The organism is Marivivens niveibacter (genome assembly GCF_002150005.2).
Lineage (GTDB): Bacteria > Pseudomonadota > Alphaproteobacteria > Rhodobacterales > Rhodobacteraceae > Marivivens > Marivivens niveibacter.
In genome coordinates this window covers 208,868-224,542 of record NZ_MSPP01000005.1, presented here as the reverse complement: position 1 = coordinate 224,542, position 15,675 = coordinate 208,868, and the positions used below count along the sequence as shown (strand labels likewise).

16 protein-coding genes are annotated in these 15,675 nt (G+C 52.9%); 3 read left to right on the top strand and 13 right to left on the bottom strand.

Annotated features, from left to right (window positions below):
- From BVC71_RS13775 to BVC71_RS13725, 11 genes are all read right to left on the bottom strand, one after another.
- The coding region (locus BVC71_RS13775) for a PfkB family carbohydrate kinase (protein WP_240516863.1) at positions 1 to 569 on the bottom strand (569 nt) is incomplete at its 3' end.
- A gap of 3 nt (positions 570 to 572) precedes the next feature.
- On the bottom strand, positions 573 to 1,508 hold the full coding sequence (locus BVC71_RS13770; RefSeq protein ID WP_086452265.1) for a TIM barrel protein: 936 nt from the start codon (positions 1,506 to 1,508) through the stop codon (positions 573 to 575).
- Between the two features lie 3 nt (positions 1,509 to 1,511).
- Positions 1,512 to 1,805 carry a putative quinol monooxygenase gene (locus BVC71_RS13765; RefSeq protein ID WP_165767779.1) on the bottom strand — a complete coding sequence of 98 codons (294 nt, stop codon included), beginning with the start codon at positions 1,803 to 1,805 and terminating at the stop codon, positions 1,512 to 1,514.
- A gap of 18 nt (positions 1,806 to 1,823) precedes the next feature.
- Positions 1,824 to 2,765, bottom strand: coding sequence for a sugar phosphate isomerase/epimerase family protein (locus BVC71_RS13760; protein WP_086452264.1), 942 nt, complete (start codon positions 2,763 to 2,765; stop codon positions 1,824 to 1,826).
- Between the two features lie 20 nt (positions 2,766 to 2,785).
- Positions 2,786 to 3,958 (bottom strand): Gfo/Idh/MocA family protein, encoded by a 1,173-nt coding sequence (locus BVC71_RS13755; RefSeq protein ID WP_086452263.1) that lies wholly within the window; start codon positions 3,956 to 3,958, stop codon positions 2,786 to 2,788.
- A 24-nt stretch (positions 3,959 to 3,982) separates the two neighbouring features.
- Complete coding sequence (locus BVC71_RS13750; protein ID WP_086452262.1) at positions 3,983 to 5,008, bottom strand: Gfo/Idh/MocA family oxidoreductase; 1,026 nt, start codon at positions 5,006 to 5,008, stop codon at positions 3,983 to 3,985.
- 8 nt (positions 5,009 to 5,016) lie between these two features.
- Positions 5,017 to 5,919 (bottom strand): sugar phosphate isomerase/epimerase family protein, encoded by a 903-nt coding sequence (locus tag BVC71_RS13745; RefSeq protein ID WP_086452261.1) that lies wholly within the window; start codon positions 5,917 to 5,919, stop codon positions 5,017 to 5,019.
- A gap of 63 nt (positions 5,920 to 5,982) precedes the next feature.
- On the bottom strand, positions 5,983 to 6,807 hold the full coding sequence (locus tag BVC71_RS13740) for an ATP-binding cassette domain-containing protein (protein WP_086452260.1): 825 nt from the start codon (positions 6,805 to 6,807) through the stop codon (positions 5,983 to 5,985).
- Positions 6,808 to 6,811: 4 nt separating this feature from the next.
- Positions 6,812 to 7,807, bottom strand: coding sequence for an ABC transporter permease (locus BVC71_RS13735; RefSeq protein WP_086452259.1), 996 nt, complete (start codon positions 7,805 to 7,807; stop codon positions 6,812 to 6,814).
- Positions 7,808 to 7,816: 9 nt separating this feature from the next.
- Positions 7,817 to 8,836: an ABC transporter permease gene (locus BVC71_RS13730; protein ID WP_086452258.1), complete on the bottom strand. Its 1,020-nt coding sequence runs from the start codon at positions 8,834 to 8,836 to the stop codon at positions 7,817 to 7,819.
- Between the two features lie 142 nt (positions 8,837 to 8,978).
- On the bottom strand, positions 8,979 to 9,953 hold the full coding sequence (locus BVC71_RS13725) for a substrate-binding domain-containing protein (RefSeq protein WP_086452257.1): 975 nt from the start codon (positions 9,951 to 9,953) through the stop codon (positions 8,979 to 8,981).
- 153 nt (positions 9,954 to 10,106) lie between these two features.
- On the opposite strand from BVC71_RS13725, the gene BVC71_RS13720 reads away from it, so the two are divergent.
- Together BVC71_RS13720 and BVC71_RS13715 are read left to right on the top strand one after the other, a co-directional pair.
- Positions 10,107 to 11,141 carry a LacI family DNA-binding transcriptional regulator gene (locus tag BVC71_RS13720; RefSeq protein WP_086452256.1) on the top strand — a complete coding sequence of 345 codons (1,035 nt, stop codon included), beginning with the start codon at positions 10,107 to 10,109 and terminating at the stop codon, positions 11,139 to 11,141.
- A 220-nt stretch (positions 11,142 to 11,361) separates the two neighbouring features.
- A complete protein-coding gene (locus BVC71_RS13715; RefSeq protein WP_165767778.1) occupies positions 11,362 to 12,708 on the top strand; it encodes a phospholipase D-like domain-containing protein in 1,347 nt (448 codons plus the stop codon).
- On the opposite strand, the gene BVC71_RS13710 is transcribed toward BVC71_RS13715, so the two are convergent.
- The gene (locus tag BVC71_RS13710; RefSeq protein ID WP_086452254.1) at positions 12,703 to 13,602 is read right to left on the bottom strand and encodes a LysR family transcriptional regulator; all 900 of its coding nucleotides are present in this window, start codon (positions 13,600 to 13,602) and stop codon (positions 12,703 to 12,705) included. The genes BVC71_RS13715 and BVC71_RS13710 overlap by 6 nt on opposite strands.
- A gap of 90 nt (positions 13,603 to 13,692) precedes the next feature.
- On the opposite strand from BVC71_RS13710, the gene BVC71_RS13705 reads away from it, so the two are divergent.
- Positions 13,693 to 14,604 carry a Rossmann-fold NAD(P)-binding domain-containing protein gene (locus tag BVC71_RS13705; protein WP_086452253.1) on the top strand — a complete coding sequence of 304 codons (912 nt, stop codon included), beginning with the start codon at positions 13,693 to 13,695 and terminating at the stop codon, positions 14,602 to 14,604.
- Positions 14,605 to 14,645: 41 nt separating this feature from the next.
- Here BVC71_RS13705 and BVC71_RS13700 read toward each other — a convergent pair whose 3' ends face one another.
- Complete coding sequence (locus BVC71_RS13700) at positions 14,646 to 15,674, bottom strand: Gfo/Idh/MocA family protein (RefSeq protein ID WP_205905982.1); 1,029 nt, start codon at positions 15,672 to 15,674, stop codon at positions 14,646 to 14,648.
- Between the last annotated feature and the right edge of the window lies 1 nt (position 15,675).

The window sequence follows — 15,675 nt, the reverse complement described above, 5'->3', positions numbered from 1 at the left end:
CTTTCGACAAAGCGGCTTTCGCCGTCGCCGTGGCCCGCAACGCCCCACAGGTTCGGACGGTAATCGATGTCCAGCGCAGTGCGCGCACCGAATTCACGCGCCAGTTTCAGCGCCTTGATCGTCGCCGCTTCGGTCTGTGGGTTCGACAGGTGGGTGCCCGTCGCAACAACCGACCGCGCGCGTTTGATGAACGCAGGGTCAATGTCGTCTTCGCACAGCGCCATGTCAGCGCAATTCTCGCGGTAGAAAATCAGCGGGAACTGTTCTTCATCGCGGATGCCCAAAATCACCAGCGCAGTCAGACGCTCTGGATCGGTGACAACGCCTTCGACGTTCACGCCTTCGCGGACCAGCTGTTCGCGGATGAAACGGCCCATGTGTTCGTCGCCAACACGGGTGATCAGCGCAGTCTGCAGACCCAAACGGGACGTACCGCACGCGATATTCGTCGGCGAGCCGCCAATATACTTCTCAAAGGACCCCATGTCCTCCAAACGCCCACCAATCTGGGAGCCATACAAATCAACCCCAGCTCGACCGATCGTAATTACGTCAATGTCTTTGGTCATGTTCTAAAAACCTGTGTTCTTGAGAAAGGCCCGCGAGGTGCTCAGGTCATCTAAAATAGAGCCCGTATTGCGCGGATCGCGTTCCTGTTCGATGGTGATGTATCCCCCGTATCCCTTTTTCGTCAGGAACGAACGGATGGCGGGGTAGTCGATATTGCCCTTGCCGATAGGGCACATGACGCCTGCAGCACAGGCATCGAAAAAACGGATGTGTTGCGACATGACTTGGTCATAAATAACGGGGTCTATGTCTTTGAAGTGGATATAATCAACGCGGTCCCAATACTGATCTAGCGTCGTTACGGGATCCATTCCTGAATACGCCATGTGGCCGGTATCAAGGCAAAGACCAGCGGTTTCAGCGTCGATTTCGGCAACCAGCCGTGCCAGTTCATCCGCGAATTCAATGTAGCCGCCAGCGTGTGGATGGATCGTCGCGCGAACGCCAAATTCGTCTTTTGCGATGGTCGCAATGGCACGAATATTGGTCATCATTTGCGCCCAATTAGCGTCAGACAAGCGAGGTGCGCGGTCGGAGTGACCCGCTGCAAAATCTCTTTCGTCGTGACCCCAATCCATCACGGTCAGATAGGGGGCATTATAGCGTTGGCCTTTGTGGCGCCGCGGTTTGTTCAGTTTTGTGATTAGCCCGCAAATTTCACGGGTCTGCCTAATCAAATTGTAATGATTGTCAGCAGAGACCAAATCATCAAAAATTGTACCAGCTACGATCGACAAGCGTCGTTTTTCCAGTGCAGCCGAAACGCGTTTGTCATCCAACGGCATGTAGCCATAGGGGCCCAACTCTAAACCGCCGAAACCGGCGGCCGCAGCTTCGTCCAACACCTTTTCCCAAGGGGGCAGGTGTGGATTGGTAACGTCATCGACGCCCCAACAGCACGGAGCACAAGTGACAGTGAGGGAGGAGGAGGGTGTCACTGGTCACTCCGACTGAGAGGCGACGTTGATCGTTTCGAACGTCAAGCGTTCATGAAACTGTTCATGAAACGCGATGAACGTTTTGGTGTGGTCTTGTTCCATGTGAAAATCGTGGGCGGCTTGATCCGCCCACAATTCAACAAAGACAAGTCGATCAGGGTTGTCAGTGCAGGTGTAAAAGTCATACGCGATGCAGCCTTCTTCGGCGCGCGTAGCGGCTTGCGCTATGGGAGCTTGCGCAAGAATTTTGTCACGCGTGCCCGGCTTTAGATCGATCGTAATGATGAATTTATACACTTGCCCCACCCCCTGACGTTAGCGAATGATTGTCGCTTTTAGTGCGTCGATGGACGACTGAATGCCTGCTTCGGTGGACATGGTGAAATCTTCCATTTCCAGCGAAACCCAACCGTTGTAGCCACACATGCCAACAACCGAGAAGAACTCTTTCCACCACTGCAGATCGCGGCCAGCGCCAACAGCGACATAGTTCCACGAACGGTTTGCGACGTCGGTAACTTCTTTCAGTTCCAGCAGGCCGTTGACATCACACAGGCCGCGTTCGATGCGGGTGTCTTTGCCGTGGCAGTGGTGAATAGCCGAACCCAATGCGCGTGCGGATGCGATTGGCTCTGCGCCCATCCACATCAAGTGCGATGGGTCTAGGTTCATACCAACCATTTCGCCGACTTCGTTGCGCAGGCGGAACAGGGTCTCTGGGTTCCAGACCAGCATGGCCGAGAAGTTTTCCAGAGCGTAGCGTTTGATGCCTGCTTTTTTGCCGAAATCGACCAGATCGTGCCATAGAGGGAAAGCGCGGTCTTCCCACTGGTAACGGTCGCGCTCTGGCATCTCGTCAGGCCAGGATTTGGTGTAAACCAGCCAGTTTGGAACGGTGTCGCCGGGTGCTGCCTCTGGCAGACCGGACATGGTGACGATGGTTTCAACGCCGATTTCGCCAGCCAGAGTGATGGTTTCTTTCATCTCTTTCAGGTGGCGTTCGCCCATTGCACCTGGGTCCAGCGGGTTCGCCGAACAGTTCAGTGCTGCGATTTGCAGACCGCGAGCTTCGATTTCGGCCAACTTTTGTTTCAGCAGGCCTTTGTCCGCCAGCAGCTCGTCAGCGCGGAAGTGAGGGCCCTTGGACCAGCCACCGCCGGTCATTTCGATGCCTTCAACGCCCAGTTCGACGCATTTGTCCAGCATGTCAGTGAACGACAGATCGCCCATGACGTCAGTGCAGATTGATAGTTTCATGTCGCTATTCCTACGAAACGTTATTCAAAATCGATCCATGCAGCGCCGGCATCAGCCGAACGCACACAGTTTTCCAGCCAACGAACACCTTCGGTGCCTGCTTCGATGCCTGGATAGTGGTGTGTCTTTAGGAACTCTTCGTCGCCGCGCATTTTCGCGTCGATGGCCTGAGCGATCCAAAGATAGATGTTTGACCAGCTGTCGCCCAAACCTTCGGTGTGCAATGCACCCATACGGTCAGCGGCTAGGCTTTCGTCTTCTAGATACGGCATGCCGTGATGCATAATCTGCTCGGGTTCGCCCTGAACCTGATAGATTAACTGATCAGGGCGGCTGTCCGACCATGTGACCGACGCTTTGGAGCCGACAAAGCGATACTTTTGCGATCCCATGTTGCCAGCATCAACCGAGCTGACCCACAAACGTCCGCGTGCACCATTGTCGTAGTGCATCAGGACTGTCGCGTGATCCTCTAGCGGGGCACGCGATGGAATGAACGCTGTGCGGTCACACAGCAGTTTTTCCACCTTCAAATGTGGCAGAACAACTTCGGACAGATAGTATAGGTGGGTACCAATATCGCCTAGAACAAAGGTGTTGCCAGCAGTTGCTGGGTTTGTGCGCCATTTGACAGCTTCGCCCGCATCGGTGTCATCACCTGCGTTGAAACCGTGTGTGTATTGCATGTCCACGATGCGGATATCGCCCAACATGCCCTTGGCGACCATTGCAGCCATTTGATGAACCAACGGGTGACCCGTAAAACCATAGGTTACACCGACGATCAGGTTCTTCTCCGCCGCCAATTTGGCAACGACTTCGCATTCCTCGACCGTGAAAAACAACGGTTTTTCACAGATAACATGAATGCCGGCCTCTAGTAGAGCCTTAGTGATTTCAAAGTGGGTGAAGTTCGGTGTCGCCACCGAAACAACATCAACACCGTCTTCACGGTCTTTTTCGCCCGCGATCAGATCTTGATACGTCGCATAGCAGCGATCCTCGGCAACGCCGAGGTTCGTGCCAAAATCGCGACCACGCTCTGCGTCTAGGTCGAACGCACCAGCAACCAGCTGGTACGTTCCATCACGCAGTGCGCCCGTACGGTGTTTATACCCCACCTGACCGGTGCGGCCTCCCCCCACCATACCCCAGCGCATTGGGCGCTGGATTGTACGTTCACCGTTGATCATTGTCTCTTCCCTAACAATGAGCGCTTATTCAGCCGCGATTTTTTCTACCGCGGAGTACAACGCAGGTTTTTCAATCATTTCGATTTTTTCTAGCTTGCCGCTGTCCACTGCGCGCAAAGCTGCGTCCGCAACCAAGGTCGATGTGTAACCGTCCCAAGTTGTCGGGCCTGTCGCTGTGCCAGCCGACGCCGCAGCGATCCATTCACGGAATTCCTGGTCATATGCTTCGATAAAGCGTTCGCGCCAATCCTCTGGAATTGCCTGACGGATGCCAAACTGATCGGTGATGACAGTTGCTGGGCGGTTTGGCAGCGCTGCGATGCCTGTTTCACAGGACAGTTCGCCGCGGATGTCATAGCCATAAGCCACGTTTACCGAAATCTCGACGTCCACTATTACGCCAGATGACATGTGCAGCATGACCATCACGGGGTCGCGCAGATCATTGCCACGTGTCGAACGACGTGGAACGCGGACTTCAACGCCCGTGATTTCGTCGTCCAGCAACCAACGCGAAATATCCGCATCGTGCACTAGCGTGTCATTCAACGGCATGTCCGAAGTATACAGCCCCTCAGGCACCGACGCATTGCGGTGAACGGATTTGTACATCAGCGGAGCGCCCAATGCGCCACTATCCAGAACCGTCTTTAGGCGGCGATAGTCAGCGTCGAAACGGCGCATGAACCCAACCTGAACCAGACGTTTGCCATAAGCGACCTCTGCCTCCATCACGCGGATTGCGGACTCGGCACTGGTCACCAATGGCTTTTCACAGAACACTGGTTTGCCCGCAGCGATACAGGCCAGCAGCTGCTCTTCGTGTGCCGGACCCCAAGAACAAATAACGATCGCATCTACGTTTTCGTCGTTGATCAATTCCTGCGGGGTTTCGAACACTTTTGCGCCTGCTGGCGCAGCGGATTCGGCGCGGTCCATTGCGATGTCATTCACCGCAACGACTTCGACACCAGACAGCACTTGGGTTAGGCGGCGGATGTGATCCTGCCCGATCATACCAGTGCCGATTACACCTACTTTAAGGGACATTGCTGCGCTCACTTCTTGAAATATTTATCGACGTAGCGCTGCATTTCAGAGCGCATAAAGGTGCCGGATTCATCCATGCGGTCTTCCCATGCGAAAACGCAGGCGGTCATGATGCCGTCAAAGCCGATTTCAGCCAGGGTCGAGAAGAAATCGTCCCAAGGCACTTCGCCCTGACCGATGTCCAAGTGCTGGTGGATACGTGCGTTGGTGCCCGGAGGGTTCAAGATGTAGCGCAGACCCGAAGACGCCTTGTGGTTAAAGGTGTCAGCCACGTGTACGTGCGCCAGAACGTCCGCGCATTCACGCAGCATTTCTTTGGTGTCATCACCAAAGTAGAAAGTGTGCGGCGCGCAGTATAGGAATTTGACGTTTTTCGAATTCACGGTACGGATCAGGTCAGCAGCTGGTTTCAGCTCTTCGACCCAGTCTTCGGGGTGTGGTTCGATGTGCAGGTTGATGCCTTCGCGTTCAAAGACAGGAACCAGCTCTTCCATCGAACGCCACCATGCGTCTTCGCAGGTTTCGATCATCGCGCCGGTGTGGCAGCAATAGCAGCCGCCTTTGTCTGGGTGTGGGCCGCGACCGAATTCAGAATTCATCACGTCGACTTCTAGTTCGACAGCGATTTCGATAGCGCGCTTCCAGTGACGCACAGCAGCCTGACGTTCGTTTTCATCGTTCGAAGCCCAGCGGTACATCGGCAGCAGGGACGAAATGCCCACGCCGCTGTCTTTCAGCGACTTTTTGAACGACTTCAGGCGGTCAGGATAGACGCGAGGGGCTTTGAACCACTCAAGAAAATCCGCGCGTGGCGAAAGTTCGATCCATTCATAGCCCAGCTCTGCTACCTTCGATGGCAGCTCTTCTAGGCTTAGATGGCGGTGCATAAACGGGTCGAGGGCGATTTTCATACCTAAATCCTCCAAGGGGTGTTCGGGGTGCGCCGCTTACCTCCTAAGCGGCGCAGAATTGTCTTAGTCAGCGGAAACTTTTGGCGGATGGCCGTCGTGGGTTTCCATGTAGCCTTCGATGCTGGCTTCTAGGTCTGCCATGTTCTGGCCGCCTGCCATCAGGTCGGTGATTTCTTCGCGGGACTTTTCGCCTTTACGGAAATCAGCTGCGATGGCGCCGCGGATCAGAACCGCAAAGTGGTCGCCAACGGTCATCGCGTGCATCACTTGGTGAGTGATAAAGATCACAGCCAGACCGCGCTTTTTCGCCTCGTTCACGATGCGCAGAACGTGTGCTGCCTGTTTCACGCCCAGTGCCGCAGTCGGCTCGTCCAGGATCAGTACGCGCGCGCCGAAATACACCGCGCGGGCAATTGCCAGCGACTGACGTTCACCGCCCGACAGGCCGCCAACCAGACGGTCGCCATCGGTGATGCGGGTGATGCCCATTTTCTGGACTTCTTCCACAGCGATTTTGTTCGCGGTTTTGCGGTCGAATACTTTGAACGGACCAAAGCCTTTGGTCGGCTCTTCGCCCATGAAAAAGTTACGGCCAACCGACATCAGCGGATAGGTGCCGCCAAACTGGTGCACGGTTGCGATACCGCGGTTCTGTGCGTCTTTCGGACCCGAAAATTTGACCGGCTCACCGTCGACCAGAACTTCGCCGCGGGTCGGTGCGTGTACACCTGCCAGCGTTTTAATCAGGGTCGATTTACCAGCGCCGTTATCGCCCAGCAGACACAGAACTTCGCCAGCTTTTACCTTCAGCGAGATTTCGTGCAAAACGTCAATCGGGCCAAAGCTTTTGTCGACGTTACGTAGTTCAATTACAGGAGTGTCAGACATTGTTTCAGCCTTTCTTTTTCTTGGTGGCAGCGGTCATTGCTTTTTTGCGGAAGGTTTCATTCATACCCACAGCCAAAAGAAGCATGACGCCGATGATCAGGTTGGCCCAGTTTCGGTCGATCGATGTGAAATCGATGCCTTTGATCACGATGGCAAAGGTTAGGGTGCCGATGAAAACGCCCACGATGGATCCAAAGCCGCCGGTGAGCAGGACGCCGCCTACAACCACGCTAACGATGATGTTGAAGATGTCGTTCATGCCACCCGATACCTGAGCAGAGTTGAACAGGATCGCGTGGCACATGCCGACAAAGGATGCCGCAGTGGCTGTGCCTACAAACAACAGGATCGTAATACGGTCGACGGGGATACCTGCGTTACGGGCCGATACTTTGTCGCCGCCCATAGCGAAAATCCAGTTGCCGTATTTGCTTTGGTGCATGATGAACCAGAATACGACCGCTAGGATCAGCCACCAGATGATGACGACTTGGTGGCTGCCGCCCCAGATGAAATCACCAAAGATGGTTTTCGCCCAGCCAGGCGCGGTCAAAGGAACCGAAGCGCCACCTGTCAGCAACTTGGATCCTGCCAATACAATACCTTGCATTGCAACCAGAGTGCCCAAGGTGATGATCAGGGTCGGAACGCTGGTGCGTACCGCAAGTATGCCGTTAAACAGTCCAACAACTACACCGATGGTCAATGCGCCAAGGATGGCAAAAATCATTGGTAGTTCGTAGTGACCTGCAATGATTGCAGTGGTCATAGCGCCTGCAGGGATCATCGCGCCAATCGAAATGTCGATTTCGCCCGAAATCATCAGTAATGCCACTGGCAAAGCTACGATGCCGATACGCGCTGCGTAGTTAACCCAGCTGGCTGCGCCGCTAAGTTTACCCAGATCAACACCACCAAAAACGATGTAGAACAACAGAACGCCTATCAGGCTGATCACGGATGCCGCAGCAGGGCGGCGAAGAATAGTCATGATATCCATTGTCGCGTCCTACTTTTTCTTAGTTGCGTAGTTCATGGCCAGCGCGCGGAAGGTGTCGTTCGAAAGAACAGCCGCCAGCAACAGCGCACCGATGATGATCGAACCAACGTTCGGATCCAGCGAAGCAAAGAAGATACCTTGGTTCACGACAGCAAATGTCATGGTACCCAGCAAAATGCCGATCACAGAACCTGCACCCCCGGTCAGCAGGACGCCGCCGATGACAACGCACATGATCGAGTTGAAGATGAACGACTGACCACCAGCAACCTGTGCAGCTTGATAGGTCATGACCTGTGCAATGCCGACAAATGCCGCGCCAAAGCCAGAGGCCATAAACAAAGTGATGGTAAGTTTGTTCGTCGGAATGCCCGCGTTACGCGCACTTTCGCGATCGCCGCCGATGGCGAAAATCCAGCTTCCCAATGGGGAAAGGTGCAGGACAAAGAAATAAATCGCGACAAAGCCAACCCACCAGAAAATAGATACGTTGAACATTCCGCCGATGAATGTGCCCAACAGCTGTTTCGATGTTGCGTCAGGAACGTATGAAACGCTGGTCGAACCTTTGACCAAAACAGCAAGGCCCAAAGTCAGTCCCATAACGGCGAACATCATACCGATGGTCGCAATCAGCGAAGGGATCGTTGTGCGGGTCACAATCAGGCCGTTTACAAAACCGACCAGCAGACCAACGCCCAGACCGCCCAGAATACCAACCAAAGCAGGTAGTTCGTAGTGACCGCTTAGGACAGCTGCCATCATGGATGAGGCAGGTACGACTGAACCGACGGACATGTCGAATTCACCCGAAATCATCAGAAGACCGACGGGCAATGCGATGATGCCGACTTCGGCTGCGATGTTCAGCCAGCTTGACCAACCAGGCGCGCCAAGGAAAACCGCACCGCCCAAGATGGCAAAGAAAACATAAACTACGATAAAACCGATTAATGACCCAGTTTCGGGTCTGCGTATAAGTGACCCAAGCGAAAATCCACTCGCTTGTTCGCTGCTTTGAGTTGTCATCGAAACACTTCCTGTTTGATGGGGATTAGCCGCCGTTGCATTATTTCGTGGCGGATCGACTAAAGACGGCACACGGGCATTTGCCCGTGTCCTGCTTTAGGAACCGAGCAAGCCGAAGCCTGCTCGGTAGGAGGAGTTGGGATTAGCGAGCGCCCGCTTTAACACCCTCGATTACCAGTTCGACGTTCGAAGCATCGATGATGCCTGGGCCGGTCAGGATTTCGCGGGTTGGAATGGTTACGCCGTAGTTGACGTAGTTGTTCAGGATCGACACTGCAAAGAAACCTTGCTGGTAACCTTGCTGATCGATTGCGCACGCTTGAGTGCCAGCCTGGATGTTTGCCAGGATCGACTCGTTGAAGTTCATGCCGCAGATGCTGACTTCGCCAGATTTGCCTGCTTGCTGGATGCCGGAAACTGCTGCGTTGGTGTCAGCGTCGCCGATTGCGAACAGAGCGTTGATTTCTGGGTTCTGCAGCAGGTGAGCGCGAACAGCCTGAGCAACTGCGGTTGCGTCGCCGAACGAGGTTGCTGGCAGCTGAAGAACGGAACCGGTGCCACCGACAGATTCGATACCAGCGTTGAAGCCGTCACAGAATGCTTCGATGTTTGCAGCACCTGGCAGTGTGTTTACACATGCGCCGTTCAGGTTGCCTGCGTTGCCCTGGTATTCGCCAGCAGCGTAACCGGATTTGTAGTCAACTGCACCGACGTAGTTCAGAGCGCCCAGTTTGTCTGCAGCTTCCAGACCACCAGCGTTGTAGATAACCAGTGGGATGCCTGCTTCGACAACGGCTTCGAATGCTGGGTCCATTGCTTCTGGAACCCAATCAGGGCCAACGATTGCGTCTGCGCCTTGGTCGATTGCCTGACGGATCAGCTCTGCTGCGTCTGGGCCTAGGTTGTCGTAGTTCTGTGGGCCAAGCCAAGTAACCGAACCGCCTTGGGATTCAGCAACAACGCCTGCGTCCTCTGCGCCTTTTTTGACGCGCGACCAGAATGGATCGTCTGGCTTGCCGCCGATGACATAGATGTCTGCAGCCATAGCGGAACCTGCGACGCAAGCAGCAACGATAGTAGCCGTTGCAGAAGCAACGAAACGATTGGTCAATTTCATTTGTAATCCTCCCTTGCCCTCGACTCCTCCGAGGGCGTGTTAAGTGAGGGTAGTGTTAATTTTTGCGCGAAGTTTTGAAAATAAGAATATCATTTTTGTGTTGATTTCATCTCATTTTATGTCATTCAATTTGAGAGACAAATGGGAGGAAATATGAAAAGGCCAACGATTACAGACTTGGCAAAGGAATCCGGAGTTTCGGTGTCCACCGTCAACCGCATCCTTGCAGGGTCCACGCAGGTCAAAGCTACGACCGCGCAGCAGGTGCAAGCCGCCGCCGAGAGAATCGGTTTTTATGGGTTGGGCACGATCGAGACGCAGATCAAAAAGAATGCGCCGACTTATCGTTTGGGGTTCTTGATGCAACAATCGACGCGAGAGTTGTATCAGTTGTTCGCCCAAATGATCCGGACTGTGTGCCACGAACGACCCCTTGATGTGGTTGAACCTGTCGTTGACTTTGTTGACCTTTTGACGCCTGAAAATATTGCGCAACGGTTGAAAGTATTAGGTGAGCACTGTGATGCAGTGGCCATTATTGCCGCAGATCACCCGTTAATCGGGCAAACCATTCGCGATCTAAAAGAGGCCGGAAAACCTGTTGTCACTTATATCACTGATCAGTCCGCGCCAGAGCGGGCCGCCTTTGTTGGAACCGACAATTGGAAGTTGGGCCGAACTGCTGCATGGCTGATCACCAACATGGTCCCGCCTGAAGGCCGCATAGCTATTTTTCAGGGCAATCACCGGTATCAATGTCAGGATACCGCTGATGCGAGCTTTAGGTCATTTGTCCGCGAAAATGCTCCGAATTTGACGGTTGAAAACAGTCGTCCGACCCATGAAATTTCGGACAACGCGTATCAGATGGTGCGGGAATTGTTGGACACGACAGACGATGTGGTTGGGATCTTTATCGTTGGTGGTGGCATCTCTGGCGTGCTGCGCGCGCTTCGTCAGGCACCAGTTGAAAGACGTAAAAACATCAAACTAATTTGCCGTGATATCGGTCCAGAGACACGTAAAGGCCTATCAGAAGGTTTGATCACCGCAGCTCTGTGTCATCCTATGCGCCAAACAACCGAAGCCTTAGTGCAAACGATGATCGATTCAGTAAATTCTCAGACACCGCAATCGACCATTCAGTGCACTGTTCCATTCGAAATTATCACACCTGCAAATATCTAAGCGTCCTTCGCACCCGTTTTTGTTTCAATTCAATCAGTCGAAGCTGCGCAGTGGATGAAACGTCATGCAATAAATGATGTAAAATATTTCATTTTACGCGCTGATATCGATTTGCGTGGCGATCAAGAGTGAAGGAGTGCCTCTTTCTTGGCTGTTTATGTTCATTTCGGTCATAAAAGCACTACGTTTCCACTAGATGGATATTTTGATCGGCGCCCCAATGTCTTTGACTTTTTCCCATTTTTTGATCGTTTTCGGCATTGTCGTTGCGGTCGCGGCGGTCGTGACGGTTTTGCAGCAACGTCGGACGCCGCAGTCCGCAATTGCTTGGATTTTGGCGATCGTATTAGTGCCTTACGTGACCTTGCCGGTTTTCATGGTGCTCGGGTTTCGCAAAAAAGGGTCGAAATTTTCGAAAGTTAAATTCGCAGAGCCTGAACCGCAGGATCGAATTAGCACGCCGCTTTCAGATAATTTGCGACAGCTGGGCGCATCGATTGCGACAGGTGCGAATTCCTTAGACCTGCATAGCGATGCCGACACGGCTCGGACGTCTTTGTTCGATATGTTGGATGGTGCAGAGACTCGAATTGATGCGCTATTTTACATTTTGCAAAATGATGCCTTGGGCCGTGAATTTGTGGACCGCTTGACCGAAAAAGCCGAACAGGGTGTTGCTGTTAGGTTGAACCTGGATTGGCTGGGATCGATGAGGCGGCCGTCCAAGCAAATTGCGCAATTGACCCGCGCGGGTGGTGAGGTCCGGTATTTCCTACCGTTCTTTCATCATCCTGCTACAGGGAACATCAATCTGCGAAATCACAGGAAAATGGTTATCGCGGACGGCAAATATCTGTGGTCAGGCGGACGTAATATTGGGGCTGAATATCTAACCGCACAAATGGATCGGTGGCATGATCTTAGTTTCTGCGCATCAGGGCCTGTGGTCCAATCCTATGTTGATCTGTTCGATGCGGATTGGGATCCCGAACAGCCCCAAACGCCACAGCCGCGACATATTGGAAATACGGGTACAGCCCAATTGCAGTTGGTTCCTTCTGGACCTGACGTGGATGAGGATCCGTTTCATGACGGGTTATTGACTGCGATCTATCGCGCCAATCAACGTGTTTGGATTGCGACGCCCTATTTCATCCCGACCAGTGCGATGCAGCATGGTTTGTTAAGCGCCGCGAAAAGAGGCGTTGATGTTCGTATTTTCGTACCAGAAAAATCCAACCATCGCATGACGGATTTTGCGCGGGGATTGTACCTGCGCGATCTGCAAGAGGCTGGAGCCAAAGTATACCTGTTTCAAAACGGAATGCAGCACGCCAAGGCGGGTCTGGTGGATCACTCGGGCTGGGTCGGGTCGGCCAATTTTGATGTACGATCGTTGTTGTTGAATTTCGAAAACATCTTGTTTTGTTATGATGATACATCCGTGCAATCACTGAAACACTGGTTTGCGCAACAGCGGGAATCTTCAAAAGTTGGGATGCCTAAGGCTGGTAAGTTTGCGAAATTGGTCGAGGGAATTTTTCGCCTCGTGTCGCCTGTTTTATGATCGCGCTGCGGCCTGCAACCCATCTACCAACATATCCCAGACCCGCCTAATCCGTAAATTTCTGCGCAGGGCGTCAGTTGCTGCAATCCATATGGGCAATTTTGGCAGGGGCGGTTGGTATGTTATTCGGCAAACGCGGTCATCGTGATCTCCGACAGATGTTTGCATGCCGCCAACCCCGCAGCCCGACCGAACCAGATTCCAATGTGCTGCTTGATCATCGCATCGCACACCAAAAAAATGTCGATCAATTGGCCAGCCCAAATCGCGCATCAGTTTGATCAACGTGTCGGATTTGTCGAAGCCGACGAAAGGTAGCTTGCTTAGCTCGTCCATTGTTGACGGTTGGCCGTACCGATTAATCAATTCGTTTGAGGCATATAATGCCATTTCCTGATCGGCGATGTGTTGGGCAACGATGTCTAGCTGCTTTGGCCGGTACATGCGGATGGCGATGTCGGCTTCGCGGAATAAGAGATTTTCGGTGGCATCAGAAGGGACCAATTCGATTTCGATGTGTGGCTCTGATCTGCGTATATTTGCGATAATTTCTGGCAGAACATAGTGCGACATAACCATGCTTGCGGTAATGCGAACCGTTCCCGAAATGCCTTGGTCGAGGCCAGTCGCGATGTTCTGTAGTCGTGCGGCCTGTTCCGCCATTTGTTTGGCTGGTTCAAGCACGGATAAACCAAATTCAGTTAGCGATAGGCCGCGTAGTTCCCGTTTGAATAGCGCTGCGCCAAACATGTCTTCGGCGGCTTTGATATGACGCCCAATTGTCGGCTGGCTTTGACCCAATCGCTGTGCTGCGGCTGTGAGTGATCCGGTTTCAGCCACCGCGACAAAGGACTTTAGATAGCTCCAATCTAACTGATCTATCGGATTATCCATTCAATAATGCATACCTTTTAAACAGATTTGGGAAATTTCAATGCATATGTGAACGTACCATCTTTTGCTCACACAGCAATAGAGGGTGTCATGAGCAAGACAGTTTTGATCCTAGGGAGCTCTGGAAAAATCGGGGTTCACAGCGCCAAAGCGTTTAAAGATGCAGGTTGGAACGTCCGTAAATTTAACCGTTCGACCGACGATTTGATGACTGCGGCGCGAGGCGCCGATGTGATTGTAAATGGGTTTAATCCCCCAAATTATCATGACTGGGAAAACATCGTTCCAAAGTTCACCGCCGATGTCATACGCGCTGCGAAACACAGCGGATCCACGGTTATAATTCCTGGTAACGTTTATCATTTCGGTGACACGCCGGGCGTTTGGTCGGAACAGACCGCGCCGAACCCAGTCAGCCGCAAAGGCCGCATTCGGTTAGAAATGGAGAAAGCCTATAAGGCCAGCGGAGTTCGTACGATTGTTTTGCGAGCGGGCAATTTCATCGACCCCAACCGCGATGGTTGCGTCATGTCGATGATTTATCTGCGTTCGATTCAAAAGGGCAAAGTCACTTTGCCAGGCCCAACTCAAACGCGACAAGCGATGTGTTATTTACCTGATTGGGCCCGCGCCGCTGTTGATCTTGCCGAAAAACGGGCAGAGCTGGCAGCATTTGAAGATATTCCATTTCCGGGAAACGATTTTTCCGCTGAAGACATCAAACAGGGATTGGAGCGGATTTTAGGTCGCCCGTTAAAATATACGCGGTTCCCTTGGCCTCTATTTACCTTGTTATCGCCGGTCTGGGAAATGGCACGCGAATTGAGCGAAATGCGTTATTTATGGACCACAAACCACACCTTATGCGGCGAAAAATTTGGTCGGATTCTGCCTGATTTTAAACCGACAGATGTGGATACGGTTCTGACGGCTGCATTGCCCCATAATCTGAGAGTGCAGGGATCAGAAGTGCGGGCAAAGTCGATGGCTGCCCGCACTTAATTTAAACGCTTTATTGGTCGCGCTGAACAGATAAAGGAACGTTATTCTAGGATAACGGTTTTGCCTGTGCGTGCGGCCGCTCTGGCGGCATCCAGAACGGCGACGGTGTGGATCGCCGTTTCAATTGGGACAGGCCCTTTGCCACCGGTTTGGGCGTCATGCGCGAATTGCGTATACAAATCATAGATACGTGATTGCACAGAAGGAACTGTTTCGGCCTTTCCTTCGGTGTACAGTGTGCCCCATGCCTCTTTGGGTTCTATGCCCCAGTTTTCTGGGTCATCCGCAGGGCGTTTTCCGTTGATTGCAGCGCCGGCCTGAACGTCGGTGCCATTTACCACAAAGCATCCTTTGGATCCGTAAACGCGGATCTCGCGTTCGGTAAAGTAATTGATTTTAGACGCGCTGATGTAGGAATGAACGCCGCTTTTGTGCCGCACATGAACGACAAAACTAGCGTCCGTAGTTCCACCGGGCAGGTCAACATATTCAACTTGTGCATCAACCGCAGCGGCTGGGCCAAATTGGAACAACATTTGGTCGATCACATGGCTACCCAAATCCCGCAGCAAACCACCACCCGGACCGACCTCGAGTGTAACCCAGTCATCGAAATCCATCCGATTGTGAACGCGCCAAATATCACCCAGCTGCCCTGTATCGATCAGATGCTTCGCGGTTCTGAAATCAGTATCCCAGCGGCGGTTATGAAAGACGTTTAGCAACACCCCATTATCTTTGGCAGCTTGCGCCATTTCGCGCGCATCGTCCAAAGTTGGCGCAAATGGTTTGTCGCAAATAACGTGCAGGCCTGCGTTGATCGCCTCTAGGGCAAGGGGTTTATGGGTTTCAGGCGGAGTTGTGATTGTCACCATGTCGACGATTTTCGCATCAATGAGTTCGGTCAGTGATGCAAATACGGGTACATCTGGCAGGCGTTCATTGATTTGTGCGATTTTGTCAGGAGAACGGGCAACAACGGCAGCAACTTCGACCCCGTCGGCGGCATCAATGAAAGGTTCATGGAAAACGCGGCCGCCAAAGCCATAACCAACTAGACCTAATTTCATA